General features: G+C 69.3%; 29 protein-coding genes. 11 read left to right on the forward strand and 18 right to left on the reverse strand.

Annotated features, from left to right (window positions below):
* Positions 1-4: 4 nt before the first annotated feature.
* Positions 5-985, reverse strand: coding sequence for a GlxA family transcriptional regulator (locus K0H49_RS08710; RefSeq protein ID WP_219211182.1), 981 nt, complete (start codon positions 983-985; stop codon positions 5-7).
* A gap of 108 nt (positions 986-1093) precedes the next feature.
* Between K0H49_RS08710 and K0H49_RS08715 the strand changes: the two genes are divergently transcribed.
* The 3 genes from K0H49_RS08715 (at position 1094) to K0H49_RS08725 (ending at position 3193) form a co-directional block, all read left to right on the forward strand.
* Positions 1094-1741 carry an HD domain-containing protein gene (locus tag K0H49_RS08715; protein ID WP_219211184.1) on the forward strand — a complete coding sequence of 216 codons (648 nt, stop codon included), beginning with the start codon at positions 1094-1096 and terminating at the stop codon, positions 1739-1741.
* A gap of 115 nt (positions 1742-1856) precedes the next feature.
* On the forward strand, positions 1857-2558 hold the full coding sequence (locus K0H49_RS08720; protein ID WP_219211186.1) for a sensor histidine kinase: 702 nt from the start codon (positions 1857-1859) through the stop codon (positions 2556-2558).
* The gene (locus K0H49_RS08725) at positions 2555-3193 is read left to right on the forward strand and encodes a response regulator (protein WP_219211188.1); all 639 of its coding nucleotides are present in this window, start codon (positions 2555-2557) and stop codon (positions 3191-3193) included. Before K0H49_RS08720 ends, K0H49_RS08725 begins: the two co-directional genes overlap by 4 nt.
* 127 nt (positions 3194-3320) lie before the next feature.
* Here the strand turns inward: K0H49_RS08725 and fliR are convergent, their stop codons facing one another.
* From fliR to fliF, 13 genes are all read right to left on the reverse strand, one after another.
* The gene (gene fliR, locus K0H49_RS08730; protein ID WP_219211190.1) at positions 3321-4091 is read right to left on the reverse strand and encodes a flagellar biosynthetic protein FliR; all 771 of its coding nucleotides are present in this window, start codon (positions 4089-4091) and stop codon (positions 3321-3323) included.
* Between the two features lie 22 nt (positions 4092-4113).
* Complete coding sequence (fliQ, locus tag K0H49_RS08735) at positions 4114-4383, reverse strand: flagellar biosynthesis protein FliQ (protein ID WP_219211192.1); 270 nt, start codon at positions 4381-4383, stop codon at positions 4114-4116.
* A gap of 13 nt (positions 4384-4396) precedes the next feature.
* Positions 4397-5149 carry a flagellar type III secretion system pore protein FliP gene (gene fliP / locus K0H49_RS08740; protein ID WP_219211194.1) on the reverse strand — a complete coding sequence of 251 codons (753 nt, stop codon included), beginning with the start codon at positions 5147-5149 and terminating at the stop codon, positions 4397-4399.
* Positions 5139-5426, reverse strand: a complete 288-nt coding sequence (locus K0H49_RS08745; RefSeq protein WP_219211196.1) for a FliO/MopB family protein — start codon at positions 5424-5426, stop codon at positions 5139-5141. The genes fliP and K0H49_RS08745 overlap by 11 nt, the downstream gene beginning before the upstream one ends.
* A 14-nt stretch (positions 5427-5440) precedes the next feature.
* A complete protein-coding gene (gene fliN / locus K0H49_RS08750; RefSeq protein WP_219211199.1) occupies positions 5441-5812 on the reverse strand; it encodes a flagellar motor switch protein FliN in 372 nt (123 codons plus the stop codon).
* Positions 5802-6785, reverse strand: a complete 984-nt coding sequence (gene fliM, locus K0H49_RS08755) for a flagellar motor switch protein FliM (RefSeq protein WP_219211201.1) — start codon at positions 6783-6785, stop codon at positions 5802-5804. Before fliM ends, fliN begins: the two co-directional genes overlap by 11 nt.
* Positions 6782-7348 carry a flagellar basal body-associated FliL family protein gene (locus tag K0H49_RS08760; protein WP_374122323.1) on the reverse strand — a complete coding sequence of 189 codons (567 nt, stop codon included), beginning with the start codon at positions 7346-7348 and terminating at the stop codon, positions 6782-6784. Before K0H49_RS08760 ends, fliM begins: the two co-directional genes overlap by 4 nt.
* Before the next feature lie 143 nt (positions 7349-7491).
* Positions 7492-8724 (reverse strand): flagellar hook-length control protein FliK, encoded by a 1233-nt coding sequence (locus K0H49_RS08765; protein ID WP_219211203.1) that lies wholly within the window; start codon positions 8722-8724, stop codon positions 7492-7494.
* On the reverse strand, positions 8724-9185 hold the full coding sequence (locus tag K0H49_RS08770; RefSeq protein WP_219211205.1) for a flagellar export protein FliJ: 462 nt from the start codon (positions 9183-9185) through the stop codon (positions 8724-8726). Before K0H49_RS08770 ends, K0H49_RS08765 begins: the two co-directional genes overlap by 1 nt.
* Before the next feature lie 34 nt (positions 9186-9219).
* Positions 9220-10611 carry a flagellar protein export ATPase FliI gene (gene fliI, locus K0H49_RS08775; RefSeq protein WP_219211206.1) on the reverse strand — a complete coding sequence of 464 codons (1392 nt, stop codon included), beginning with the start codon at positions 10609-10611 and terminating at the stop codon, positions 9220-9222.
* The gene (locus tag K0H49_RS08780) at positions 10601-11287 is read right to left on the reverse strand and encodes a FliH/SctL family protein (RefSeq protein WP_219211207.1); all 687 of its coding nucleotides are present in this window, start codon (positions 11285-11287) and stop codon (positions 10601-10603) included. Before K0H49_RS08780 ends, fliI begins: the two co-directional genes overlap by 11 nt.
* A gap of 12 nt (positions 11288-11299) precedes the next feature.
* Positions 11300-12295, reverse strand: a complete 996-nt coding sequence (gene fliG / locus K0H49_RS08785; RefSeq protein ID WP_219211208.1) for a flagellar motor switch protein FliG — start codon at positions 12293-12295, stop codon at positions 11300-11302.
* Between the two features lie 9 nt (positions 12296-12304).
* Complete coding sequence (gene fliF / locus K0H49_RS08790) at positions 12305-14053, reverse strand: flagellar basal-body MS-ring/collar protein FliF (protein WP_219211209.1); 1749 nt, start codon at positions 14051-14053, stop codon at positions 12305-12307.
* Positions 14054-14200: 147 nt separating this feature from the next.
* On the opposite strand from fliF, the gene fliE reads away from it, so the two are divergent.
* Complete coding sequence (gene fliE, locus K0H49_RS08795; RefSeq protein ID WP_219211213.1) at positions 14201-14506, forward strand: flagellar hook-basal body complex protein FliE; 306 nt, start codon at positions 14201-14203, stop codon at positions 14504-14506.
* Between the two features lie 271 nt (positions 14507-14777).
* On the opposite strand, the gene K0H49_RS08800 is transcribed toward fliE, so the two are convergent.
* From K0H49_RS08800 to K0H49_RS08815, 4 genes are all read right to left on the reverse strand, one after another.
* A complete protein-coding gene (locus K0H49_RS08800) occupies positions 14778-15077 on the reverse strand; it encodes a flagellar protein FliT (RefSeq protein ID WP_219211215.1) in 300 nt (99 codons plus the stop codon).
* A gap of 32 nt (positions 15078-15109) precedes the next feature.
* Positions 15110-15523 carry a flagellar export chaperone FliS gene (gene fliS, locus K0H49_RS08805; protein ID WP_219211217.1) on the reverse strand — a complete coding sequence of 138 codons (414 nt, stop codon included), beginning with the start codon at positions 15521-15523 and terminating at the stop codon, positions 15110-15112.
* An 83-nt stretch (positions 15524-15606) separates the two neighbouring features.
* The gene (gene fliD / locus K0H49_RS08810; RefSeq protein WP_219211219.1) at positions 15607-17037 is read right to left on the reverse strand and encodes a flagellar filament capping protein FliD; all 1431 of its coding nucleotides are present in this window, start codon (positions 17035-17037) and stop codon (positions 15607-15609) included.
* A 119-nt stretch (positions 17038-17156) separates the two neighbouring features.
* Complete coding sequence (locus tag K0H49_RS08815) at positions 17157-18320, reverse strand: flagellin (protein ID WP_219211220.1); 1164 nt, start codon at positions 18318-18320, stop codon at positions 17157-17159.
* Positions 18321-18878: 558 nt separating this feature from the next.
* Between K0H49_RS08815 and flhD the strand changes: the two genes are divergently transcribed.
* The 7 genes from flhD (at position 18879) to flhF (ending at position 26581) form a co-directional block, all read left to right on the forward strand.
* The gene (gene flhD, locus K0H49_RS08820; protein WP_219211222.1) at positions 18879-19211 is read left to right on the forward strand and encodes a flagellar transcriptional regulator FlhD; all 333 of its coding nucleotides are present in this window, start codon (positions 18879-18881) and stop codon (positions 19209-19211) included.
* A 28-nt stretch (positions 19212-19239) separates the two neighbouring features.
* Positions 19240-19779 (forward strand): flagellar transcriptional regulator FlhC, encoded by a 540-nt coding sequence (gene flhC / locus K0H49_RS08825; RefSeq protein ID WP_219211224.1) that lies wholly within the window; start codon positions 19240-19242, stop codon positions 19777-19779.
* A gap of 105 nt (positions 19780-19884) precedes the next feature.
* The gene (motA, locus tag K0H49_RS08830; RefSeq protein ID WP_219211225.1) at positions 19885-20742 is read left to right on the forward strand and encodes a flagellar motor stator protein MotA; all 858 of its coding nucleotides are present in this window, start codon (positions 19885-19887) and stop codon (positions 20740-20742) included.
* A 74-nt stretch (positions 20743-20816) separates the two neighbouring features.
* A complete protein-coding gene (motB, locus tag K0H49_RS08835) occupies positions 20817-21770 on the forward strand; it encodes a flagellar motor protein MotB (RefSeq protein ID WP_219211226.1) in 954 nt (317 codons plus the stop codon).
* A gap of 112 nt (positions 21771-21882) precedes the next feature.
* A complete protein-coding gene (locus K0H49_RS08840) occupies positions 21883-23028 on the forward strand; it encodes an EscU/YscU/HrcU family type III secretion system export apparatus switch protein (protein WP_219211227.1) in 1146 nt (381 codons plus the stop codon).
* On the forward strand, positions 23025-25106 hold the full coding sequence (gene flhA / locus K0H49_RS08845) for a flagellar biosynthesis protein FlhA (protein ID WP_219211228.1): 2082 nt from the start codon (positions 23025-23027) through the stop codon (positions 25104-25106). Before K0H49_RS08840 ends, flhA begins: the two co-directional genes overlap by 4 nt.
* A gap of 95 nt (positions 25107-25201) precedes the next feature.
* Entirely contained in the window at positions 25202-26581 is a 1380-nt protein-coding gene (gene flhF, locus K0H49_RS08850) for a flagellar biosynthesis protein FlhF (protein WP_219213152.1), read from the forward strand.
* Positions 26582-26598 lie beyond the last annotated feature (17 nt).

The following is a 26598-nucleotide window of genomic DNA, read 5'->3' on the forward strand; positions in this document are numbered from 1 at the left end:
GGCTTCAGCCCCGCGCATGCCCATGCCGCCTGCGGTACTCCGCAGGCGTGATGCCCAGGCGGCGCTGGAACGCACGGCGCAGCGTGTCGACATCGCTGAAGCCGCAGACCGCCGCGACCTGCTTGGGCGCGGCCTCGCCGGCCTCGAGCAGCGCACGCGCAGCCGCCACGCGCACGCCCTCGACCCAGGCCGCGGGCGTGACGCCGACCTCCTGCGCGAACAGCCGTGCGAAGTGGCGTGCGCTCAATCCCATGCGGGCCGCGAGCTGCGCGATGCCCAGCTCGGCCGCCGGATTCGCCGCGGCCCAGCGCTGCACCTCCTGCAAGGCGGAGCGGCCCGCCGGCACGGCGTCGCCCTTGCGGCTGAACTGCATCTGGCCGCCGGGCCGCTTGAAGAACATCACCAGCTGCGCCGCGACCTGCATCGCGACCGCGCGGCCCAGGTCTTCCTCGACCAGCACCAGCGCCAGGTCGAGGCCGGCCGTGACACCGGCGGCCGTGCGCAGCCGGCCGTCGCGCACATGGATCGCATCGGCATCGACCGTGACCGCGGGGAAGTCGCGCGCCAGCTGCTCGGCCACGGCCCAGTGCGTGGTCACGCGCCTGCCGTTCAGCAGCCCGGCCTGCGCGAGCACGAAGGCACCGCTGCAGACCGAGCCATAGCGCCGCACCGCCGGGATGCGCGCACGCAGCCAGGCCGCGACGTCCGCATCGGCCACCGCGCCGGCCGCATGCGGCGAGCCGGCCACCAGCAGCGTGTGGATCGGTTCGCCGGCCTCGTCGTCGCGGCCGATCACCGCATCGGGCATCAGCCGCACACCCGAGGAACTGCGGATCGCGCCGGGCCGGCTCGCCACCACGCGCAGCCGGTAGGCCTCGGCGCCGGCCTGCAGGTTGGCCTCGGCGAAGACGTCGAGCGGCCCCGAGACGTCGAGCAGCTGCACACCGGGCAGGGCCAGGATCGCGATGGTCTTGGGGGTGCGCACGGGGGTGTCCTCTTTGTACGGGCAATGTCTTGATTCGTCGCATCAAGACGATGCCGGACATCATCGCCGAATCCTAGAGTGGAAGCCATCTTCACAGGAGCAATCCACATGACATCGACGACCACCCTCGACGGGGTGCGCATCCCCGACAGCCAGCTGGCCCGCGAGATCACCGAGCAGGTGCGCGACACCGTGCCGCCGCTGCTGTTCCATCACTCGAGCCGGGTCTACTACTTCGGCGCGCTGGCCGGCAAGCGGCGCGGCCTGACTTTCGACCCCGAGCTGCTCTACGCCGGCGCGATGTTCCACGACATGGGCCTGGTGCCGAAGCACAGCAGCGCGAACGAGCGCTTCGAGGTCGACGGCGCCAACGTGGCGCGCGATTTCCTGCGCGGCCACGGCATCGCGCCGCACGACATCGACCTGGTCTGGAACGCGATCGCGCTGCACACCACGCCCGGCATCCCGCAGCACATGCACCCGGTGGTGGCGCTGGTCACGGCCGGCGTCGAGATGGACGTGCTGGGCCTGGACTACCCGGCCTTCAGCGAGGCCGAGCGCACGCAGGTCGTGCAGGCGCATCCGCGCACCGAACACTTCAAAGAGGACATCCTCCAGGCCTTCTACGACGGCATCCGCCACAAGCCCGACACGACCTTCGGCAACGTCAAGGCCGATGTGATCGCCGACAAGGAGCCGCACTTCCACCGCGGCAATTTCTGCAGCCTGATCCGCTGCTCGGCCTGGCACGGCTGAGCGCCTTGCGGCACCGGCGCGTGGGCGCGGGCCCGATGCGAAATTGCGAAGAAAGTTCAAACTTCCACCCTTTCGCGACCGCCCTGATGACATTTGTCAAATATCATTGCGCCCCATGCCGAGGGCCCCCGCCACCACCCGCCACCTCATCACCACTGAACCCGTGCAGCACGCCGGCCGTGCGGAAACAGCGCCCTTGCTCGAAGCCCAGCGCCTGGCCCTGGCACGCGAGGTCCACGACGACATCGGCGGCGCGCTGACCGCCCTGCACTTCGACCTCGACCAGTTCGTCCGCCACCCCGATGCCGCCGAGGCGCCGGAGCGCCTGCGCGCGGTGCAGGAGGCCTTGCGCCAGGCGATCGAGGCGACCCAGCGCGTGGTGCACGCGCTCTACCCGCCCGACCTCGACGACGGACTGGACGCCGCGCTGCGCGGCCTGGTGGACCGCTTCCGCCGGCGCACCGGCCTCGCGGGCACCTTCACCGGATCGATCGGCGACACGCGGCCGTCGGCTGCGCTGCAGTTGACGGCCTACCGCACGGTGCAGGAAGCGCTGAGCAACGTCGCGCGCCATGCGCAAGGCCACCGGGTCGACGTCACGCTGGACGCCGCCGACGGCATGCTGCGCGTGGCCGTACAGGACGACGGCCGCGGCATCACGGCCGAGGCCACGCCCGACGACCGGCCGTCCTTCGGCCTGCGCGGCCTGGCCGAGCGTGCACGGTCGGTCGGCGGCCGGCTGCAGGTCGACAGCGCGCCGGGCGCCGGCACCACCGTGACGCTGGTGGCACCGCTCGCGCAAGGAGCGCCGGCATGATCAACGTGGTGATCTGCGACGACCATGCGCTGGTGCGCCGCGGCATCCGCCAGACGCTGGGCGAGGCCGTCGACATCCGCGTGACGGCCGAAGCCGCGAGCTATGCCGAGGTGCGCGAGCTGCTGCGCAACAACACGCCGTGCGACGTGCTGCTGCTCGACCTGGGCCTGCCCGGGCGCAGCGGGCTCGAGGTGCTGAGCGCCATCCTCGCCGACGGCGAAACGCCGATCCGCGTGCTGGTGGTGTCGATGTTCACCGAGGAGCAGTACGCGATCCGCTGCCTCAAGGCCGGTGCCCAGGGTTTCGTGAGCAAGGCCGGCGATCCGGCCGAGCTGATCGCCGCGACCCGCACCGTGGCCTACGGCCGCAAGCACGTCACGCCCGAGCTCGCGCAGATGCTGGCCGACAGCGTCTCGCGGCCCACCGAGGCGGCCGCCCCGCACACGGTGCTGTCCGACCGCGAACTGCAGACGCTGGTGATGATCGCCTCGGGCAAGCGCCTGTCGAGCATCGCCGAGGAACTGATGCTGAGCCCGAAGACCGTGAGCGTCTACCGCTCGCGCGTGCTGGAGAAGCTCAACCTCGCGAACAACGCGGCCATCACGGTCTACGCGATCCGCAACAACCTCGTTTGAACGCGCAAATGAACCTGCTGCGCACCCCGATCCCGCACCTGCGGTCCTCACCGCACGGGAGTGCGGCTCCGGTCCTCGATGCAGGCTCGGGGCGCTCGCGACGGTTCCTTCACGCGTTCAGGCGGGCTTAGCGGCCGCCGGCAAACAACGAGATCATCCGCTCCATCAGCTGGAGCAAGGGCTGCTCCATCATCGGCAGCACCAGCGCGATGCCGGCCAGGCCGGTGGTCAGCGTGACCGGGAAACCGATGGCGTAGATGTTCATCTGCGGCGCCACGCGCGAGATCACGCCCAGCACCAGGTTCACGAACAGCAGCAGGCCGATCATCGGCAGCGCGATCCACAGCGCGCTCGCGAACAGGTCGGTGCCGAGTTCGTGCATGCGCAGCCGCGTGAGCGCATCGAAGACGCTGCCGCCCACCGGGAAGGTGTCGAAGCTCTTGACGATCGCCATCAGCACCGTGAGATGCCCGTTGATCGCGATGAACAGCAGCACCGCGATGTTGCCCAGGAAGCGCGACACCGCGCTGGTCTGCGCATTGCTCATCGGGTCGAAGAAGGCCGCGAAGTTCAGCCCCATCTGCAGGCCCACCAGTTCGCCCGCGAGCTCGACCGAGGCGAACACCAGCCGCACCGCGAAGCCGATGGTCATGCCGATGCCCACCTGCTGGACCAGCGCGCCCAGGCCCGCGGTCGCATTGAGCGCCACCACCGGCTGCGTGGCCAGCGTGGCCTGCGCGCACAGCGCCACCATGAAGGCCAGGCCCACGCGCGCGCGCACCGGGAAGGCGCGCGAGTTGAAGATCGGCGCGGTGGTGAACACGCCCAGCACGCGCAGGAAGGGCCACAGCACCGGCGTGACCCAGGCCATGAGCTGCGCTTCGGTAAAGGTCAGCACGCGAAGCTGTCGCAGCGCAGGGCTACAGCACCATCTGCGGGATGGACTCGATGGTGCGGCGGATGTAGTCGACCAGCGTGCCCAGCATCCACGGCCCGGCGATGGCGAACACCACCACCGCCGCGATGAGCTTGGGCACGAAGGCCAGCGTGGCCTCGTTGATCTGCGTGATCGCCTGGAAGATGCTCACCACCAGGCCCACCGCGAGCACGGCCAGCAGCACCGGCATCGAGACCATCAACAGAATGACGAGCGCGTCGCGCCCCATCGTGAGAACCATCTCTGCATTCATGGCGGCAGTCTCCTCAAATCGCGAAGCTGGCGGCCAGCGAGCCGATCAGCAGGTTCCAGCCGTCGGCCAGCACGAACAGCATGAGCTTGAACGGCAGCGCCACCAGCACCGGTGACAGCATCATCATGCCCAGCGACATCAGCACGCTCGACACCACGATGTCGATCACCAGGAAGGGGATGAAGATCATGAAGCCGATCTGGAAGGCCGACTTCAGTTCGCTGGTGGCGAAGGCCGGGATCAGCACGCGCATCGGCGCGGTCTCGGCCGTCACGTCGGCGGGCAGCCGGGCCAGCCGCGCGAACAGCGCGAAGTCCGACTGGCGCGTCTGCTTCAACATGAACTGGCGCATCGGCACCTCGGCCTTGGCCACCGCGGCCTCGAAGCCCAGCGTGTTCTCGGTGTAGGGCTTGTAGGCCTCGTTGTAGACGCGGTCGAGCGTCGGCCCCATGACGAACAGCGTGAGGAACAGCGACAGGCCGATCACCACCTGGTTGGGCGGTGCCGACTGCGTGCCCAGCGCCTGGCGCAGCAGCGACAGCACGATCACGATGCGCGTGAAGCCCGTCATCATCAGCAGGATGGCCGGCAGGAAGGACAGCGCGGTGAAGAACAACAGCGTCTGCACCGGCACCGAGAAACTGGTGCCACCCGCGCCCTGGCCGATCAGCAGCGGCAGCTGGCCGCCCGCGGCCTCCTGCGCCTGCGCCGGCAGCGCGACGACGGCCAGCGCCAGCAGCGCGGCGCCCGGGAACCTACTGGACATTCGCCACCGCGCCTTTCGCGACCGGCAGCGCATGCAGGCAGGTGATGGACTGGCCCGTCACGCCCAGCACGAGCCAGGTGCGCGCATCCTCGGGCCCGACCTCGACCGTGACCACGCGCTGCTGCGGCCCGACCGCGACCGCCGAGACCAGCTTCGAGGCCGTGCCCGATGGGCCGCCCTGCTGCAGGCCGCGGCGCTGCTGGTAGCGCTTGAGCAGGAACGGCATCGAGAGGATGGCCGCGACGAAAAGAACGACGGTGACGAGACTCTGTGTCATGGACGCCTGTGCGATCAAGCGCGGTGCACGCGGCGCAGCCGCTCCGACGGCGTGACGACGTCGGTCAGGCGGATGCCGAACTTGTTGTTGACCACCACCACCTCGCCCTGCGCGACCAGGTAGCCGTTGACCAGCACGTCCATGGGTTCGCCGGCCAGCGTGTCGAGCTCGACGATCGAGCCTTGGCCCAGTTGCAGCACGTGCTTGATCGACACCTTCTTGCGGCCCAGCTCCACGGTGAGCTGCACCGGGATGTCGAGCACGCGCTGGATGTCCTGCAGCGGCGCCTGCGCGTCGGCCGCGACGGTGCTGCCGGCACCGTCCAGCGCCTCGGCCCAGCCGGCCTCGCCGGAAGAAGAAGGGATGCTTTGCTGTTCAACGGTCATGGGAACCTCCAAGCCAGTGCGGGTCGTCCCCGCGCAGGCATTCATCGATGCGCAGCGCATAGCGCGTGTTGTGGGTGCCGTAGTGGCAGGCGAAGACGGGCGTGCCGTCGACCGCGGCGACGACGCGCGTCGGCCGGTCGAACTGGATGAAGTCGCCGGCCTTCATCGCCAGCAGTTGCGAGACGGTGAGCTCGGGCTGCGCGAACTCGGCCACCAGCGTGACCTCGGCCGATTGGATCTCGCGCGTGAGCGCCGTGACCCAGCGCCGGTCCTCGGCCATCGCCTGGGCCTGCTGCGCGCCGTAGAGCACGTCGCGGATCGGGTCCAGCGCGCCGTAGGGCAGGCAGATGCGCACCGCACCCTCGAAGTCGCCGACCGCGATCTTCAGCGTGGTCACCACCACCTTGTCGGCCGGTGCCGCCACGTTGACGAACTGCAGGTGCGTCTCGCTGCGCACATGCGCGAGCTCGAGCGGATAGATCTCTTTCCAGGCCTTGTTGTATTCGGTGCAGACGATGCCCAGCAGGCGCTGGATCACACGCTGTTCGGTGGGCGAGAAATCGCGGCCTTCCATCGGCGCCTGCAGCGTGCAGGCGCCGCCGTAGAGCGCATCCACCAGCACCGAGATCAGCGTGGCGTCGCACACCACCAGGCCGTGGCCGCGCAGCGGCTGCAGCGACACCACGTTGAAGTTGGTCGGCAGCGCCAGCGAAGCCAGGAAGTCGGTGTAGCTCTGCACCTCGACCGGCGCGATCGCAATCTCGGTGCTGCGGCGCACCAGCTGGAACACGCCCACGCGCAGGTGCCGCAGGAAGCGCTCGTTCACGATGTCCAGCGTGGGCATCGGGCGGCGCACCAGGCGGTCGGCCGCGGCCAGGTCGTAGGCACGCGCGGCCGCCTCGGCCATGCGCGCCACCGGGTCGGCCGGCGTGGCGCCGGTCGCTGCGTCGTCGATGGCGGGGTCGGTGCTCATTGCACGATGAAGCTGGAGAACAGCACGGCCTGCACCGGGCCCTGTGCGCTTTTCTTGCGGCGCACCGGCGCGTCCTCGTCGCCCTTGGCCGGCTTGGGCGGCTCGATGTCGTATCCCAGCAGGCGCGAGACCTCGACCTGGATGTCGGTGGCGAGCTTTTCCTTGCCGTCGCGCTTGAGCAGCTCTTCGGACGTGCGCTGCGAGACCATCATCAGCACGCCGTTGCGGATCTTCGGCATCAGCTGCTTGATCTGCTCGGCCGCCTTGTCGTTCTGGAGCTCGAGCGTGATGCCGACCTGCGCCACGCGGTCGCCACCGCCGTCGGCCAGGTTGAACACCATGTTGTCCAGCGCCAGGTAGCTCGATGCGGCGGCCTTGGGCGTCTCGGCCACGGCCTCTTCCTCATGGGCCGGTGCGTGCGCCTTCTTGTTGTTGAGGAAGAACCAGGTGCCGCCGGCCCCGCTGACGAGCAGCAGCACGCCGGCGAGCCCCAGCAGCAGGGGCTTCATCTTGCCCTTGGGCTTGTCGGTGGCCGGCGCGGATTCGGCAGCTTTGGCGGACACGGGCGTTCCTTGCGTCGTTCGTTGGGATTCGGAAGGCACAGCGTCCGGCGCGCCGGATGCGCTGTGCATGCGGTCGATTATTCGATCGGCACGGCGAAGCGAAGCCCGGGAAAAGCGGCGCAAAAGCCGCGCTTATGGCGGCCTCAAACGTAGAGGTCGAGGGGGCGGCTGCCGTCGGCGCGCAATGCCATGACCCGGGGCCGCACCTCGACCGCATCGACCGCGCCGGCCGAGGCCCGGCCCGCGCCAGGCGGCCGCGCGGGCGGCCCGCCCTGCCCCTGCGGGTCGCGGGCCTGGCTGCCGACCGAGGCCTGCGACAGCAGCAGGCCTTCGTTGCCGAACATCTGCTTGAGCTCGGGCAGGGCCTGCGTGAGCATCTGGCGCGCCTCGGGCTGGTCGCTGCGGAACACCACCTGCGCCTCGTTGCCCTGCAGCTTCACGCTCACCGACACCGGCCGGCCGTCGAGCGCCATGCTGAGTTCGGCGCCCTGCGTCTTTTGCGCCATCCACCAGCTCACCTGCTCGGTCATGCGTTCGGCCAGGCCCGGATGGCCCAGCGACGCACCGGCGGAAGCGGCATCGACCGGCGCCATGAAGGGCGACGGGGCCGACGCATCACTGCCTGCGACGGACGACGGCCCGGTGCCGGCGACCGGGCCGGCCGCAGCGGCAGCCCGCTCCCATCGGCGCGGCAGGCCCTGGGCCTCGGCCGAGAGCAGTCCCAGGCCCGTGCCGGGCAGCGCCTGCAGTTCGGCGCCCGGGTGCTGCGCCAGCGCCGTGAGCGTCTGGCGCGCAGGGGGCTCGGCCGCCGCTGCCGCGTCGCGCTGGACGATGCGTTGCTGTTGCAGCAGCAGCGCGTTGGCCGGGGTTGCCGTGGGCCCGTCGGCTGCGGTGGCTGGCGCGGGAGGCACGCCGGGCGTTGCGGCATCGTGGGCCGCCAGGGGCTGCGCCGACGGCGCCGTGCGCGCGCTCACGCTGCTTTCGGCCGTGCCCACGGACCCGACGCCGCGTGCAGCGGTTGGTCCCGGCGCGGCCACCGGCACGACCACCGGCACGAGGGCCGGCAGGCGCGGCACGCCGCCGCTCTGGGCCAGCCACGCGGCGTCGCCGGTCGGCGCGTCCACCGCGACGCCGAGCGCTGGGGCCGTCGCGGCCTCGGTCGCCGCCTGCTCCTTGTCCTTTGCGGGCGTGGTGGCGTCGGCAGCGGTGCCGGTCCCAGCCTCGGCCTCCTGCCCCGCCGTGGACGGCGCCTCGCGCTCGCAGGCGGCCAGCGCGGCACCGAAGCCCGCGCCATCGGCGGCCTCGGCCGACGATCGCCCGCGTGCAGAGGCCGGAGCCGCCGTCGGCGCGGGGGCGCGAAGTCCTTCGACCGCCATCAGAGCAGCCCGCCCAGCGGGTTGCCGTGGCGCCGGCTGTACTGCAGCGCGGCACGCTCGTCGGATTGCTTCTGCTCGCGACGCTCCAGCGTGATCTGCTCGCTGCGCTGGCGCGTCGCATGCAGCTGGCGCAGGCTTTCCAGCCTCGCTTCGGCCGCGCGCAGCGTGACCGAGACGCGTTCGACCTGGCGCCCATGGTCGGCCACGATGCCGGTCTGCAGGCCGATGGCATGCGTGAGGCGTGCCATGAACTGGTAGTGGTGCCGCATGATCTCGGGCATGCAGTTCGCCTGCTGGCGCGCCCAGCGCTCGGTGCATTCGGTGGCATAGCTCTCGAGCTGGTCGAGCTGCTGCTTGGCGGCGGTCCAGCCCTGCAGCGCCTGCGCCACGCCCTGGGCCGCGGCATCGCGCCGATCGCGCGCCTGCGTCATCGCCAGCTCCAATCCATTCATCCCGGACATACGGACTCCTTGGTGTGCGCGTGGGGTGGGGGTCTCATGTCAACGCCCAGGCCATGCTGTCGACGCTGTGCGCGAAGGCGGCGCCCTCGTGCATGTTCTGCTGCAGGAAGGCGCTCATGGCCGGCTGCAGCCGGATCGCCTCGTCGAGCGCCGGGTCGCTGCCGGGCACGTACACACCCAGGCGCACCAGGTCGCGGCTCTTGCGGTAGCGCGAATAGATGGCGCGGAACTGCCGGGCTGCATCGAGGTGCGCGGGCGCGACCACGTTGTGCATCACGCGCGAGGCCGACTGCTCGATATCGATGGCGGGGAAATGCGCCTCCTCGGCCAGCCCGCGCGACAGCACGATGTGGCCGTCGAGGATCGCGCGCGCCGCATCGGCGATCGGGTCCTGCTGGTCGTCGCCCTCGGACAGCACGGTGTAGAAGGCGGTGATCGAGCCCACGCCGTGCAGGCCGTTGCCGCTGCGCTCGACCAGCTGCGGCAGCTTGGCGAAGCACGAAGGCGGGTAGCCCTTGGTGGCCGGCGGCTCGCCGATGGCCAGCGCGATCTCGCGCTGCGCCATCGCATAGCGAGTGAGCGAATCCATCAGCAGCAGCACATGCTGCCCCTTGTCGCGGAAGTGTTCGGCGATCGCGGTCGCATAGGCGGCGCCCTGCATCCGCAGCAGCGGCGGCGCATCGGCCGGCGCGGCCACCACGACCGAGCGGGCACGGCCCTCCTCGCCCAGGATGTCCTCGATGAATTCCTTGACCTCGCGGCCGCGCTCGCCGATCAGGCCGACCACGATCACGTCGGCCTCGGTGTAGCGGGCCATCATGCCCAGCAGCACGCTCTTGCCCACGCCCGAGCCCGCGAACAGGCCGATGCGCTGGCCGCGGCCCACGGTGAGCAGCGCGTTGATGGCGCGCACGCCGGTGTCCAGCGGTTCGCGCACCGGGTCGCGGTCCATCGCGTTGATCGGCTGGCGGTCCAGCGGCTCGGCCGTCACGTCGTTCATCGGACCCTGGTGGTCGAGCGGGTGGCCTTGCGGGTCGACCACCCGGCCCAGCAGGCCCTGGCCCAGCGGCAGCCGCAGGGCGCCCATGCGCATCGAGACCTCGCGTTCGGGCTCGCCCAGGCGCGGCACCGGCACATAGGGCGCCGCCGGCGTCACGCTGGCGCCGCTCGACAGGCCGTGCACGTCGCCCGCGGGCATCAGGAAGGCGCGGTCGCTGGCGAAGCCCACCACTTCGGCCAGCACCGGCGGCTGCGCGCCCATGCGCACCAGGCACTGCGAGCCGACCGGCGAACGGATGCCCGTGGCCTCGAGCACCAGGCCGGCCAGCCGCGTGAGCGTGCCCTGCACCTCGAGCCCGGGCGCCTGCTCGACGCGCGCACGCGCATCGGTCATGAAGCGTTGCCAGGCGGCGCGTTCAGGCGGCATGCGAATCGTCCCCGGCCATCTCGGGCAAGGCCGGCGTCTCGTGCCACGGCATCGCCAGCCCCAGGCTCGCGACCGCACGCGACCAGCGCGTGGCCACGCCGCCATCGACCACCGCACCCGCCGACTCGACGCGGCAGTCGCCGGCCGTCACCGAGGCGTCGGAGACCACCGTCATGGCCTGGCCCGCGAACTCGGCGCGCAGGTGCGCATCGAGCGCCTCGAAGTCGGGCGGCGCCAGGCGCACGCAGGCGCTCCTGCCGTCGGCGCGCAGCAACGCGATCGCCTCGCGTACCACGGGCTCGAGCGCCAGCGGCTGCGTCGCGAGTTCGTGGCGCAGCACCTGGCGCGCGAGCGCACAGGCGATCTCCAGCGTGCCGCGCGCGATGTCCTGCTGCGCATCGGCCAAGCCGGCCTCGGCTGCGGCCAGCAGCGCGGCCAGCCGTTGCGCGGTGTCCAGGCCCTGCGTGGCGACGTAGGCCTCCATCTCGCCACGCGCCTGGGCCAGGGCTTCGGCCCGCCCGGCCGCATGGCCTTCGGCAAAGCCTTGCGCCTTCGCCTCGCTGAGGGCGGCCGGGTCGGCGATGCCGCCCTGCGGCTCGCCCGTGGGGCCGACGGTGGCGAACTGCCAGCGCGAGAAGCCGGCGATGTCCTCGCTGGGGATGAAGGTGCCGCGCATCGCCTGCCTTCTCTAGACGAAACCGCCGTCGGCGCCGCCGCCCAGCACGATCTGGCCTTCGTCGGCCAGGCGTCGCACGGCCTTGAGGATTTCCTTCTGCTGCGCCTCGACCTCCGACAGCCGCAGCGGGCCGCGCGACTCGAGGTCTTCGCGCAGGGCCTCGGCCGCGCGCGAGGACATGTTGGCCAGGAACTTGTCGCGCAGCGCCGGGGCCGCGCCCTTGAGCGCGACGATCAGCGTCTCCGAAGCCACTTCCTTGAGCACCAGCTGCAGCGACTTGTTGTCCAGCTTCATGACGTCGTCGAAGACGAACATCAGGTCGGCGATCTGCTGCGCCAGGTCGGGGTCGTGCGCGCGGATCGCGTCGATGGCCCGGGTGTCGATGCCCGCACCCAGCATGTTGATCATGCCGGCCGCGGTCTTGGCGCCGCCCAGCGAGGCCTTGCGGATCTTGGCGCCACCCTGCAGCACGCGGAACATCACCTCGTTGAGGTCTTCCAGCGCCGCGGGCTGGATGCCCTCGAGCGTGGCCACGCGCAGCAGCACCTCGGCGCGCTGCGACTCGGGCAGCTGCACCAGGATGGCCGAGGCATGCTCGGGCTCCAGGTGCACCAGGATGGCCGCGACGATCTGCGGGTGCTCGACCTTGAGCACCTCGGCCACCGAGGGCGCGTCCATCCACTTGAGGTTCTCGATGCCGCTCAGGTCGGGCGCCTGCAGGATGCGGTCGACCAGGATCGTGGCCTTCTCGTGGCCCAGCGCGTGCTGCATGATCGAGCGCACGTAGTCGCCGGTGTCGGCTGCGAACAGGCTCTGGCCGGCGGTCGCGGAGATGAAGCGGTCGGCCACCTCGCCCAGCCGTTCGCGCGAGACGGCGCGGGTCTTGGCGATGGTCTCGCCGATCTTCTGCACCTCGCGCGGCGAGAGATGGCGCAGCACCTGGCCGGCTTCCTCTTCGCCGAGCGACATCAGCAGGATCGCCGCGTCGTTGAGTCCTTGTTCGTCCATGGCCACGGGTCAGGCTCCTGCAGCGGCATCGCCGTTGACCCAGCTCTTGACGATGTTCGCCACCGCCACCGGGTTCTGCCGCGCCATCTGGCGCGCGCCTTCGAGCCGGGCCTGCTCGGGCACCTCCTGCGAGGGCGAGGGCAGCGCCTGCGCGGCTTCGGGCGAGGCGAGCGCGGGCCGCAGCGGCGTCTCCGACACCATCGCGCTGAGCTGCGCGCCGGGCAGCGGCACCAGCGCGGGCGGCGTCGGCGCCGCAACCGCGATCGCCTTGAGGCCGGGGCGCACCAGGCCGAAGAGCACGATCAGGCCGATCACCGCCAGCCCCACGGGCCAGGCGAAGCTGCGCACCAGGTCGAGCACCTCGGGGCGCTTCCACAGCGGCAGCTCGACCGGCGTGCCGGCCTCGACCAGGAAGGGCGTGTTCATCAGGTTCACCGAATCGCCGCGCTCCTTGTTGAAGCCGATGGTCTCGCGGATCAGTGCGGTCATCTGCTCGATCTGCTGGGGCGTGAGCGCGGTGGCGCTGGCCTTGCCCTGCGCGTCGGCGATGCTCTGGTAGTTCACCACCACCGCGGCGCTCAGGCGGCGGATCTGGCCGGTCGCGCCGCGCACGGTCTTCACCGTCTTGTCGACCTCGTAGTTGATGATCGACTCGCGCTTGCCCGGCGTCTTGGCGGCGGCATCGGGCGTGGCGGCCGCGGTGCCGGTCGGTGCCAGCGGCGCGGCCGCGCCGTTGATCGGGGCCGACGAGGCACCGGGCGGCTGGTTGGAGGTCGCGCCCGGCACGCCCGTGGCGGCCGCCGCACCGGCCGCCGCGGCGCCATGGCTCTCGACGGTCTGCTGGCTGCGCACCGCGCTGGCATCGGCCGAGAGGTTGGGCCGGTGTTCTTCCGAGGTGGCCTCGGTCTGCGAGAAATCGACGTCGGCCGTGACCTGCGCCTTCACGTTCTGGCGTCCGACCACCGGCTCGAGGATGTCGAGGATGCGGCGCGTGTACTGCTGCTCGAGCTGCTGTACGTAGGCCAGCTGCTGGCCGTCGACCGCGCCCGCCGCGCCGCCGGGGCCGTCGCCGGTGTTCGACAGCAGCTTGCCGCTGTCGTCGAGCACGCTGACCGCGCCGGGGCTGAGTTCGGGCACGCTGGAGGCGACCAGATGCACGATGCCCGCGATCTGGCTGCGCTCGAGCACGCGGCCCGGGTACAGGCTCAGCAACACCGAAGCCGAGGGTTTCTGCTGCTCGCGGAAGAAGCCGTTCTGGTTGGGCAGCGCCAGGTGCACGCGCGCGCTCTGCACCGAGCCCAGCGCCTGGATCGAGCGCGTCAGCTCGCCTTCGAGGCCGCGCTGGAAGCTCAGCTTCTCCTGGAACTGCGTCATGCCGAAACGGTTGTTCTCCATCAGCTCGAAACCCGCGACCGAGCCCTTGGGCAGGCCCTGCGAGGCCAAGCGCAGGCGCACGTCGTGCACCTTGTCGGACGGCACCATCACCGCGCCGCCGCCTTCGGAATATTTGTAGGGCACGTTCATGGTCGCGAGTTGCGCGACCACCGCGCCACCGTCCTTGTCGCTCAGGTTGGCATAGAGCACGCGCCAGTCGGGCTGGCGGCCCAGCACGATCGCCGCGATGGCGATGGCCACCAGCACCACCGCCCCCACGGCCAGGCGCATGCGCTGGCGGCGGTCGAGCGAGGCGAGCCGGCCAGCCCAGGGTGCGGGTGGTGCGGAGAGAGCGGCGACAGGAAGTTCGGCGACAGCGGACATGGGCTCGATCGGTAGGCGGCAGAAAGCCAGATGACTTCCCGCTGCCGATTATTCGGGCCACCCCCCAAAACATAAGGCCGATAAAGCGCTGCTTTCCCACCCATTTCCCGGCGATCGATCGTGCCGCCCCGCCCTAGCATTCAGCCCATGGACCTTCGCCTCGCTCCCGTCACCGCCCCGATCACCGCAGCCCCGGCCGCCCTGGCACGCGCCGCGCAGTCACCCACGGAAACCGGCTTTGCCGGTGCGCTGTCGGGCGCGCTCAACGCGGTCAGCGCCTCGCAGAACGAGGCCACGCGGCTGCAGCGCGAAGTGCAGATGGAGAATCCGGCCGTGAGCCTCGAAGAGACCATGGTCGCGATCCAGAAGTCGCAGATCGGCTTCCAGGCCACGCTGCATGTGCGCAACCGGATGGTGCAGGCTTATTCCGACATCATGAACATGCAAGTCTGACCCCCCGAAGCGCCTTCGGCGCCTCCCCCCAGGGGGCGACACCGACGGCCCGGCGAAGCCGGTTCCGTGGTGTCCCTGGAATGGGAGAGGCCCGAGAACCGCCGCTCGGTTGGCAATCCAGGACTCCCCCCCGGGCGCTCTCACACAGCGACACCAGCGGCCCGGCGAAGCCGGTTCTGCGGTGTCTCACGAACAGAGCGCGCTGGAAGGGCTGGGGAAACGACAAGGGCGCCTCGTGGCGCCCTTTTTCGTTGGCTGCTTTGGCCGCGGGTCAGTGGATGACCTGCAGCTTGCCGTCGAGCAGCTGGTCGAACTGCGACAGCCAAGGTTCGGCCAGGGTGCGGATCTCGGCGTCGTGGCGCAGGATGCGTTGCATCACGCGCATCTTCTCGGCGCGGTCTTCGCGCGAGAGTTCCTCGGTGCGGGCCTTGAAGCGCAGCTGCTCGATCAGCACGGCGCATACGCCTTCGCAGCGCACGACCGCATCCCAGTCCTCGCGGCGCGCGGCCTCGAGCATCTGGCGGCTCGCCTCCTCGATGGCCGTGTAGTAGTTGAGCAAGCGGTCCTGCATGACAAAAGACTCCGTGCGAAGCTGCACCCGGATCATGCCGGCTGGGCGCTGCGCTGACGACCCATTTCCTTCCAGCCTTCGGCGACCGGCGTGACAAGGCGCACGACTTCGGCCAGCGCTTCACCGTCGTTGTAGAGGTTGGCCAGGGTCAGGCGCTCGATGCAGTAGTCGTACAGCGCACGCAGCTGGCCGGCCAGTTCGCCGCCGCGCGCCATGTCGAGACCGCCCTTGAGGCCTTCCTCGAGCAGGCGCACCGCGCGCTGGATCTGCTCGCCCTTGAGCGCCACCTCGCCGCGCGTCAACGCGCCGCGTGCCGCATTGACGGCTTGCAGCAGGCCGTCGAACACCAGCACGATGAGCTGGTGCGCATCGGCGCCGTCGACGCTGGATTGAGCGCCGACTGTCTTGTAGGCCGAAGCTGCGCGGAGATGGGGAGCGGTGTACATGGCGGCGTGTCCTTTGCGGTTCTTGTCTTTGTTATCGGCATCGGACGCGAAAAATCAACGGCCTTTTGTCCTGTTCAGGGCTTTCAGCTCGTGGACTTGTTCCATTGCGCGATCTGCTGCGCCACATAGGTGTTCAGTGCGGTCAACTTGCTCATCTGCGTGTCGAGCGCGGTGTACTGCTTGCGCAGCCGGGTCTCGGTGAGGCTCAGCCGGTCGCTCACGCGCTCCTGGTCCTTGGTGTTGGCCTTCTTCTGCACGTCGAGCGCATCGGTCTTGACGGTCAGCGTGCCGTCGGCGCCGATGGCGGCCTGGGTGAAGGCCGCGAGGCGCGTGGCGAAGCCCGTGGCGCTGGGGTCGGCACCGGCTTCGGCCGAGAAGAACTGCTTGACCGCATCGGGGTTCTTGAGCGCTTTGTCGAGCTTGGCCGTGTCGACCGCAAGGTTGCCCGCGCCGTCCCGGGCGATGGACACGCCCACGTCCGACAGGTACTGCAGCGCCCCGCCCCCCGACGGCGACCCGACCAGGCTGCGCAGCGCAGCCTGCAGGCCGGTGGTGGTGGCGTCGCCCTGCAGCAGCGCGGCGGTCTTGGTCGTCGCGTCGTACTTGGTGGCGCTGTTGAGCATCTGGTTCATCGCGTTGTAGGCGGTGACGAAGGTGTTGATCGCGGTGCGCATGCCGCTGGTGTCGGTCGTCGCCGTGATCTCCACCGGCCCGGTCGTGACCTGCGACAGCGTGAGCGTCAGGCCCGGCAGGGTCTCGGCCAGCGTGTTGCTTGGCGACTCGATCTCGACGCCGTTGATCGCCGCCTTGGCGTTCTGGCCGTACTGGATGGGGTTGGCCGCCATCCCGGCAGCAGCCGCAGGATTGTCGAAGCTCAGCGCATCCAGGCCGACGCTGTCGTCGCTGGCCGTCACGCGAAAGCCCGCGGCCTCGCCGGTGACGCTCGAACGCATCATGAGCCGGTCCCCCGAGACGTCCTTGAGCACGGTGGCGGTCACGCCGGCACCGGCCTTGTTGATCTTCGAGGCGATGTCGGCCATCGTGTCCGTGGCGGCGATGTCGACCGACACGGCGGCGGTTGCACCCTGCGCGAAGGCCGGCGTGGCGCCGGCGCTCCAGGTGCCCAGCGAGAAGGTCAGCGTGCCGCTGCCCACGGTCGCACCGTTGGTCACGGGGGCCGAGGAGATGGATTGGGTGCGCGCCAGCTGCGAGACGGTCACGCTGAACGAGCTCACCGATGCGTTGGTGCCATTGGCCACCGTGGCGGACACGGCCGCGGCATTGCTGGAACTCACCGTCTTGGCGTTCCAGGTCGAGGCCTTCGACAACGCCGTCACCGCATCGGACAGGGTCGAGAGCTGCGACTTCACCGTGCCGAAGGCGGAGATCTTGCTGTCGATCGTGCTGGCCTTGGTCTGCAGCGAGGTCAGCGGCTTCTTCTCGAGCGCCATCAGCTGCGTGATGATGTTCTCGACCTCGAGCCCGCTGCCCAGGCCTGTCGATGTGATTGCCATTGGTGTTCTCCGTGTACGCGCCAAGCGAAAAGGCGGCGAACGGAATTGTCCGTTCGCCGCCCTGGAGTGAAACGCTCAGGAAGCCCGCGAAGAGCCCCCTGTTCACGCCTTATCGGCGATCAGCGCAGCAGCGCCATCACGCTTTGCGGCAGCTGGTTGGCCTGGGCCACCATCGCGGTGCCGGCCTGCTGCAGGATCTGCGAGCGCGACAGGTTGGCGGTTTCGGCCGCGAAGTCGGCGTCCTGGATGCGGCTGCGCGAGGCGGTCAGGTTTTCCGCCGTGGTCGCGAGGTTCGACACCACCGATTCGAAACGGTTCTGGATGGCGCCGAGGTCGGCGCGCGAGGAGTTCACCGACTTCAGTGCGGCGTCCATGGCCAGCAACGCGTCGTCGGCGCCGGCCTGGGTCGAGATGTCCACGCCGCCGATACCGGTCTGCGCCGTGCCGGCCACCACCGTGGCGGCCCCGTTGCTCGTGCCGGCGGTCACACCGCCGATGTTGACGAGGTTGGAGATCGTCAGCGTCGCGTCGGTCGAGGTGATCTTGCCGTCGGCAGCCATCGACACGTTGGCCAGCGCGCCGGGGTTGGCGGCCTTGGCGGCGTCGAAGTAGGTCTTCAGCGCGGTGGTGGCGGCACCTGCCGATGCCTGACCCGGGGCCGCAATGTTCACGCCGTTGATCGACATCGAGAACGAGCTACCGAATGCGGTGGCGGCGGCACCGTTGGTGGTGGTTTGCGTGTAGGTGGTTGTGGCGCCCGAGGTCCAACTGCCGAGGGTGGCCGTGGTCGAGTTGGCGATACCGGCGATGGAGATGGTTTCGCCCTGGTTGGCACCGACCTGGAAGGTCTGGGCCGTGAAGCTGCCGTCCAGCAGCTTGGTGCCGTTGAACGAGGTCTGCGTCGCCACGCGGTCGATTTCGCTCTTGAGCTGGTTCACTTCCTTCTGCAGTGCTTGGCGGTCGTCGCTCGAATTGGTCGCATTGCGCGATTGCACCGCCAGCTCACGAATCCGCTGCAGGTTGTTGCCGATGGTGCCCAGTGCGCCTTCCGCGGTCTGCGCCAGCGAGATGCCGTCGTTGGCGTTGCGGCCGGCCTGGGTCAGGCCCTTGATCTGCGCGGTCATGCGTTCCGAGATGGCGAGGCCGGCGGCGTCGTCCTTGGCGCTGTTGATGCGCAGGCCCGACGACAGGCGCTGCATCGAGGTGGCCAGCGAGTTCTGGCTGCTCATCAGGTTGCGCTGGGCGTTGAGGGAGCTGATGTTGGTGTTGATGATCGAAGCCATGATGGAAACTCCTGAAGAAGAACGTTGAGTTGCGGCATCGCTGCCAATGCCAGTCGATGACACTGGCCGCCGGTCGAACCGCGTTGTGTGGCCCGATGGGTGGTTTTCGGGTGCTTGAGGCCCGCGCTTGAGGCTTTTATTTTTTGCTTTGCACCCTCAAGAAATCCGAACGACGGCATCGGAGGGTGTGGAAGGCCATCGCTGGCCGCGCGGCGGCGCTCGTTGGCGGTTCGCAACAAGCGGCGCCGAGGCTGTAACAAAGTCACGGAAATGCGCATCGCTCGGCCGCCATCGGCGCGCCGCGGTGCCGCGACGGCATCCCGTCGCTCGGAAAATAATGAATACCTAGGATTGCGTTCGCTTTTTTACCGGCCAAAGAAAAGTAATTCTTTAGCGTTTAAAAAATCCAAATGCATACTTATGACGTAGGAATTTCCCTTGCAGGCCTGTCAGCGAAAAAACATCTGTTTACAGAATTTTACCTATTAAAGATTTTGTTACTCCCACCAGAATCGAGCCCATCGAACGACTGGGCCTCGGGCCTGAAAAGGGATGCAGATGACAAGCGAACAGATGCTGGCGGAGATCAAGGAGGCCAACCTCACCTACCTGATGCTGGCGCAGAACCTGATCCGGCAGGACAAGGCCCAGGCCTTGTTCCGGCTCGGGATCTCGGAGGAATCCGCCGACCTGATCGAGATGCTGTCGCCGGCACAGATCATGAAGCTGGCTTCCGACACCATGCTGCTGTGCCGCTTCCGCGCCGGCGACGACATGGTGTGGAACCTGCTCACGAACCAGACCGTGGCCACGCGCACGGTCAACGAATCGACCACGCGGCTGCACGCCAGCATCCTGATGTCGAGCCGCTTCGCCGAAACGGCGTTCTGAAAAAATACCGAAGCAAAACCCAGCGAACATGGCCACGCACAAGAGCATTCGCAACGAGTCGCGCCAGATCGAGCGCGCCGTCAGCCTGATCGAGATGGGCGCCCGCCTGCAGGTGCTGGAGAGCGAGACCGAGCTTTCCTACGAACGCCTGCTGCGCCTCTACAAGGAAGTCGCGGGCAAGTCGCCATCGAAGGGCCAGTTGCCCTTCTCGACCGACTGGTTCCTGACCTGGCAGCCGAACATCCATGCCTCGCTGTTCCAGAACATCTACACGCACCTGATGAAGACCAGCCCGCTCGAGCCCATCGACGCGCTGATCAAGGCCTTCCAGCTGTACACCGAACAGATCCAGACCTGCGGACTCGAGCCGCAGCTGTCGATCACGCGCGCCTGGCGCTTGGTCCGCTTCATGGAAAACAAGATGCTGGCGATGACGCCCTGCTCCAAGTGCGGCGGCCACTTCGTGACCGAGCCCTACGAGAACACGCGCCACTTCGTGTGCGGCCTGTGCGAGCCGCCGGCACGCGCCGGCAAGGGCGCCGCCGCTGCCAGCCTCCCGCTGCAGTGAGGCGGACGCTAAGAAAGGAATAGGGGCCCTTCGAGGGCCCTTATTCATGGACCGTCGACCCGCTTCCCAAGGCCCAATGGGGGCCACTGAATCCCAGACCGCGCCATGTTCGTCATCATCGGTTACCTCGTTGCCCTCGGCTGCATCTTCGGTGGATACATCATCCACGGGGGCAACATCGACGTGGTGCTGCACGCCCTGCCGATTGAGCTGATGGTGATCGGCGGCGGCGCCCTCGGCGCCTTCGTCGTGAACAACCAGCCCAAGGTGCTCAAGGGCACGCTGAAGATGCTGCCGCAGGCCTTCAAAGGCTCGAAGTACACCAAGGCGCGCTACCTCGAACTGATGGCGCTGCTCTACGACATCCTGCAGAAGGCGCGCAAGGACGGCCTGATGTCGATCGAGAAAGACGTCGAGTCGCCGGCCGAATCGCCGCTGTTCCAGAAGTACCCGAAGCTGGGCAGCGACCACCACATCGTCGAGTTCATGACCGACTACCTGCGCATGATGGTGTCGGGCAACCTCAACGCGCACGAGATCGAGTCGCTGATGGAGAGCGAGATCGAGACGCACCATGCCGAATCGCATGCGCCGGTCGCCGCCATCGCGCGCCTGGCCGGCGGCCTGCCCGCTTTCGGCATCGTGGCCGCGGTGCTGGGCGTGGTCAACACCATGGGCTCGGTGGGCCAGCCGCCGGCGGTGCTGGGCGCGATGATCGGCTCGGCGCTGGTCGGCACCTTCCTGGGCATCCTGCTGGCCTACGGCATCGTCGAGCCGCTGGGCGGCCTGCTCGAGCAGAAGGCCGAGGACAGCACCAAGGAACTGCAGTGCATCAAGAGCACGCTGCTCGCGAGCATGCAGGGCTACAACCCGACGACCGCGATCGAGTTCGGGCGCAAGGTGCTGTTCACGACCGAACGCCCGAGCTTCACCGAACTCGAGGCCTACGTGAAGAAGAAATGAACCACCCCCGATGCGCCTTCTGCGCCCCGGTTGCGGCCGGTGCGGGTCACTCCATCGCATGAGGTTTCACTGACATGGCGACGTCGCAAGGCAGCAAGAAGCTGCAGCCCATCATCATCAAGCGGGTCAAGAAGATCTCGCACGGCCACCATGGCGGCGCCTGGAAGATCGCGTATGCGGACTTCGTGACCGCGATGATGGCCTTCTTCCTGCTGATGTGGCTGCTGGGCTCGACGGCCAAGGGCGACCTGCAGGGCATCGCCTCGTACTTCCATTCGCCGTTCAAGGTCGAGATGGCCGGCGGGCCCGGTTCGGGCAGCAGTTCGAGCATCGTGACCGGCGGCGGCAAGGACCTGACGCGTACCAACGGCCAGGTCAAGCAGTCGGATGCGCCGGGCAAGCAGACCTCGGTGCTGGCCGAAGACAAGAAGAGCGAGCAGGCGCGCCAGGATGCGCGCCGCATGTCGGCGCTGCGCGCGAAGATCGAGGCGCTAATCGAGGCCAACCCCAAGCTGCGCGACTACCGCTCGCAGATCCGGCTGCAGGTCACGGTCGACGGCCTGGAGATCCAGATCGTCGACGAGCAGAACCGGCCGATGTTCGACAGCGGCAGCGCGCTGGTGAAGCCCTACATGCGCGACATCCTCCACGAGATCGGCACCGCACTCAACGGCATCGAGAACCGCGTGAGCCTGGCCGGCCACACCGATGCCGCGCCCTACGGCAACGGCGACCGCGGCTACGGCAACTGGGAACTCTCGGCCGACCGCGCCAACGCCTCGCGCCGCGAGCTCGTGGGCTCGGGCATGCCCGACGACAAGCTGGTGCGCGTGGTCGGCCTCGCGGCCAGCGACCTGCTCGACAAGGACAACAAGCTCGCGCCCGTGAACCGCCGCATCAGCGTGACGGTGCTCACGCGCGATGCCGAGTCGCGGCTGTTCGGCGGCGGACGCATCGAAGGCAACGATGCGGTGAAGGCGATCCAGGAACAGATCGCACGCGACGCGAAGACGCCTGCCGCGCAGTAGCGACCGCAGGCGCTGGGAACAGGCGTTGGAAACAGCCGCTTTCCCCCTCCTTATCGCCCTTTAGATTTCGCCTCCGCTGCGGACAATTCATGGCAACGCACAACGCATCGCCATGGAATCCAGCAGCCAGGACCGCCAACTCCCCGCCACCCAGCGCAAGCTGGACCAGGCACGCAAGGACGGCCAGGCGGCGCGCTCGCGCGACCTCTCGCACCTCGCGGTGGTGGGCACCGGCGCCGTGGCCCTGCTGCTGCTGGCGCCGACCGGCTTCGAGCAACTGCGCTCGGCGCTGATCAAGGCCCTGGTGTTCGACCACGCCACGCTCACCGAGCCGGGCGAGATGCTCAAGCGCCTGAGCCAGTTCGCCGGCGTGGGGCTGCTGCTGTGCACCACCTTCGCGGCGATCGTGATCGCGGCCGCGGTGGTGAGCGCGGTGGCCGCCGGCGGCTGGGTCGCCAGCACCAAGTCGATCATGCCCAACCTGAGCCGGCTCAACCCGCTCTCGGGGCTGGCCAACCTGTTCTCCAAGCAGCAGCTGTTCAACGTCGCCAAGCTGGTGTTCCTGTCGGCGCTGATGGCCTTCGTGGGCTGGCTGTTCATCAGCAACTCGCTCGACACCATCGCGCGGCTGGTGCTGCAGCCTTCGCCTTCGGCCTTGCGTGCGCTGGGCGACTGGCTGGTCTCGGGCCTGAGCCTGGTGCTGCTGGTGGTGCTCGCGACCGCGGTGGTCGACGTGCCGCTGCAGGCCTTCTTCCATCGCGCCAAGCTCAAGATGTCGCACCAGGAGATCAAGCAGGAGCACAAGGAATCCGACGGCGACCCGCACACCAAGGGCCGCCAGCGCAGCACCGCGCGCGAGATCTCGCAGCGCGCCAGCATCACGGCCGTGCCGCGCGCCGACTTCATCCTGATGAACCCGACCCACTTCGCGGTGGCGCTGCGCTACGACGACGCGACGATGAGCGCGCCGCAGGTGATCTCCAAGGGCGCCGACGTGCTGGCCATGAAGATCCGCGAGATCGCCAACGAACACAAGATCCCGGTCGTGCAGTCGCCCATGCTGGCGCGCGCGCTGTACGCGCATGCCGAGATCGACCAGGCCATTCCGGCCAGCCTGTTCACCGCGGTGGCACAGGTGCTGGCCTATGTCTACCGCCTCAAGGCCGCGATGCGCGGTGAAGGCCCGATGCCCCAGGCCGTGCCGACGCCCGAGGTGCCGCCCGAACTCGATCCGCTGAGCAAGAAGACCACCGCATGACCCCGACCTTCGCCTCCGCCCGCCACTGGCTGGGCACGAACGGCGGCGTGTTCCAGCGCGCCGCCGCACCGCTGCTGGTGATCGCGATCCTGGCGCTGATGGTGCTGCCGATCCCGCCCTGGCTGCTCGACGGCTTCTTCACGCTCAACATCGCAGTCGCACTGATGGTGATGATGGTCGCGGCCTACATGGTGCGGCCGCTGGACTTCGCGGCCTTTCCCAGCGTGCTGCTGCTGACCACGCTGATGCGGCTGTCGCTCAACGTGGCCTCGACGCGCGTGGTGCTGCTCGAGGGCCACACCGGCCCGGGCGCGGCCGGCGCGGTGATCGAGGCCTTCGGCCACTTCCTGATCGGCGGCAACTTCGCGGTCGGCCTGATCGTCTTCGCGATCCTGGTGGTGATCAACTTCGTGGTCGTGACCAAGGGCTCGGAGCGCATCGCCGAAGTGTCGGCGCGCTTCACGCTCGACGCGATGCCGGGCAAGCAGATGGCGGTCGATGCCGACCTCAACTCGGGCAACATCGACGAGAAGGAAGCCCGCCGCCGGCGCGCCGAAGTCGCGGAAGAAGCCAACTTCTTCGGCTCGATGGACGGCGCCTCGAAGTTCGTGCGCGGCGACGCCATCGCCGGCATCCTGATCCTGGTCATCAGCATCGTGGGCGGCTTCGCCATCGGCGTGCTGCAGCACGGCCTGTCGCCCGGCAAGGCCGCCGACACCTACGTGCTGCTGGCCGTGGGCGATGCCCTGGTGGCGCAGATCCCCGGCCTGCTGATCTCGGTGGCCGCGGCCATGGTGATCTCGCGCGTGGGCCGCGAGGAAGACGTGGGCCGCCAGATCGTGCAGCAGCTGCTGACCTCGCCGCGCGTGCTGGGCCTGACGGCCGGCATCCTGGGCCTGCTGGGCATCGTGCCGGGCATGCCGCACGTGGTGTTCCTGGGCATGGCCGCGCTGCTGGGCTACGGCGCCTGGAGCATCCACCGCCGGCCCGCACCGGTCGAGGCTGCGGCGGTCCACGCGGCCCCGGCGCCCGACGCCGAAGCCACCTGGGACGACCTGCAGCCGGTCGACCTGCTGGGCCTGGAGCTGGGCTACCGCCTGATCGCGCTGGTCGACAAGAACCGCCAGGGCGACCTGCTCACGCGCATCAAGGGCGTGCGACGCAAGTTCGCGCAGGAGGTGGGCTTCCTGCCGCCGGCCGTGCACGTGCGCGACAACCTCGAGCTCAAGCCCAGCGGCTACCGCGTGACCCTGCGCGGCGTGGTGGTGGCCGAGGGCGAGGCCTTTCCGGGCATGTACCTGGCGATCAATCCGGGCGGCCTGACCACGCCGCTGATCGGCACGCCGACCACCGACCCGGCCTTCGGCCTGCCCGCGCACTGGATCGAGGAGCGCCAGAAGGAAGCCGCACAAATGGGCGGTTTCACGGTCGTTGATTCGGAGACCGTGATGGCGACCCACCTGTCACATTTGATGCAGGTGCAGGCCGCGCGATTGCTCAGCCGCACCGAGACCCAACAACTGGTGGAACACGTGAGCAAGCTGGCGCCCAAACTGATCGAGGAAGTCGTGCCCAAGCTGGTGCCGATCGCCACCTTCCAGAAGGTGCTGCAGCTGCTGCTGGACGAATCCGTGAACATCCGCGACATCCGCACCATCGTCGAGACGCTGGCCGAGCACGCAGGCAGCACCACCGACCCGCAGGAACTCGCGCGCCGCGTGCGCACCGCGCTGGCGCCGGCCATCGTGCAGCAGATCTACGGCCCGGTGAAGGAGCTCGACGTGATCGCGATCGAACCCGGCTTCGAGCGGCTGCTGATGCAGGCGCTGGGCAATGCGCAGGCGCCCTCGCTCGATCCGGGCGTGGCCGAGGTCTTCACGCGCACCGCGGCCGAAGTGGCGCTCAAGCAGGAAGAGAAAGGCGTGCCCGCCTGCCTGCTGGTGCCCGATGCGATCCGCAGCACCATCGCGCGCCTGGTCAAGCGCGCGGCACCGCGGCTGCAGGTGCTCGCGCACAGCGAGATCCCTGAGACCCACACGATCCGCATCGGCCCGATCCTGCGTGGCGCTGGCGCATGAGCGCCATGGACACCGCACCCGAGCGCACCGACACCCCACATTTGCAGACCGCTGGCGCCGCAACGCGCCGCACGGAGGACCCATCCATGAGCCGCATGAACATCCAGCGTTTCCACGCCCCGACCGCCCGCGAGGCCCTGGCCCTGGCGCGCGCCGCCTTCGGCGACGCGACGCTGATCCTGTCGAACCGCCAGGTGCCGACCGGCGTCGAGGTGATGGCCGCGACGGAAGAGGCGCTGGCGCCGCTGGAGACGGCGGCCGAGGCGCCGGCGGCCGAAGCCGCGGCCACGCCCGAGGCCGCGCCCGCGCCGGTCGCGGAAGATGGCGTGCAGGCCGACGTCGAACAGCTGGCGATGAGCACGCTGTCCTTCCAGGACTATGTGCGCGAGCGCATGCTGCGGCGCCAGCACGGCCAGCCGGCGCCGGCCGCCGTGCCGCGCGAAGACAAGGCGCCGCCGCCGCCGCGTGCCGCCATCGCCGCTCCCGTGGCCGTGCCGGCACCGATCGAGCTGCCCGCCGCGCCGGTCGCCGCACCCGCGGCCCCCGACACCTCGCGCGCCGTGCTCGACGAACTCGACGGTCTCAAGCGGCTGATGGAAGAGCGCTTCAACACGCTGGCCTGGCTGGGCCAGGCGCGGCAGGACCCGATCCACTCGAACCTGATGCTCAAGCTGGTGCGCGCGGGTTACTCGCCCACCCTGGCGCGTACGGTGCTCGAGCCCATCCCTTGCGGCATCGACGTCGGCGACACGGTGCGCGCGGTGATGGAGGCGCTGCAGCGCATGCTGCCCATCGTGGCCGATGCGCCGACGATTCCCGAGGAAGGCGGCGTGTTCGCGCTGATCGGCGCCACCGGCGTCGGCAAGACCACCACCATCGCCAAACTGGCGGCGCAGTGCGCGCGCCAGCACGGCACCAGCAGCGTGGGCCTGATCACGCTCGACACCCACCGCGCCGGCGCGCACGAGCAGCTGCGCGCCTACGGCCGCGGCCTGGGCGTGGTGGCGCACCTCGCCCATGACCGTGCCGCGCTGCAGGAGATGCTGGGCCTGCTGTCGGGCAAGCGCCTGGTGCTGATCGACACCGCCGGCATCGCGCCGCGCGACCTGCGCCGGCGCGAGCTGCTCGACCTGCTGGACCTGCCCGCGATCCAGCGCGTGCTGGTGCTCAACGCCGGCGCGCACGGCGACACGCTCGACGACATCGCGACCGCCTTCAAGCCGGGCGGCACGCAGCAGGCCGTGCTGACCAAGATCGACGAGGCCTCCAAGCTCGGCCCGGCGCTCGACGTGCTGATCCGCCACCAGCTCCAGCTGCGCGGCGTGGGCGACGGCCAGCGCATTCCCGAGGACTGGCAGGCGCCCGACGCCGAGGCGCTGGTGCGCAGCTCGATGCGCGCGGCGCAGCGCTCGCCCTTCGACCCGCGCACCGCCGACATGGACTTCTTCTTCTCGCCTGCCGCATGCGCCGTCTGAGGCCCGCGGCCCGGAGT

The organism is Variovorax boronicumulans, from assembly GCF_019352895.1.
GTDB classification, from domain to species: Bacteria; Pseudomonadota; Gammaproteobacteria; order Burkholderiales; family Burkholderiaceae_C; genus Variovorax; species Variovorax boronicumulans_A.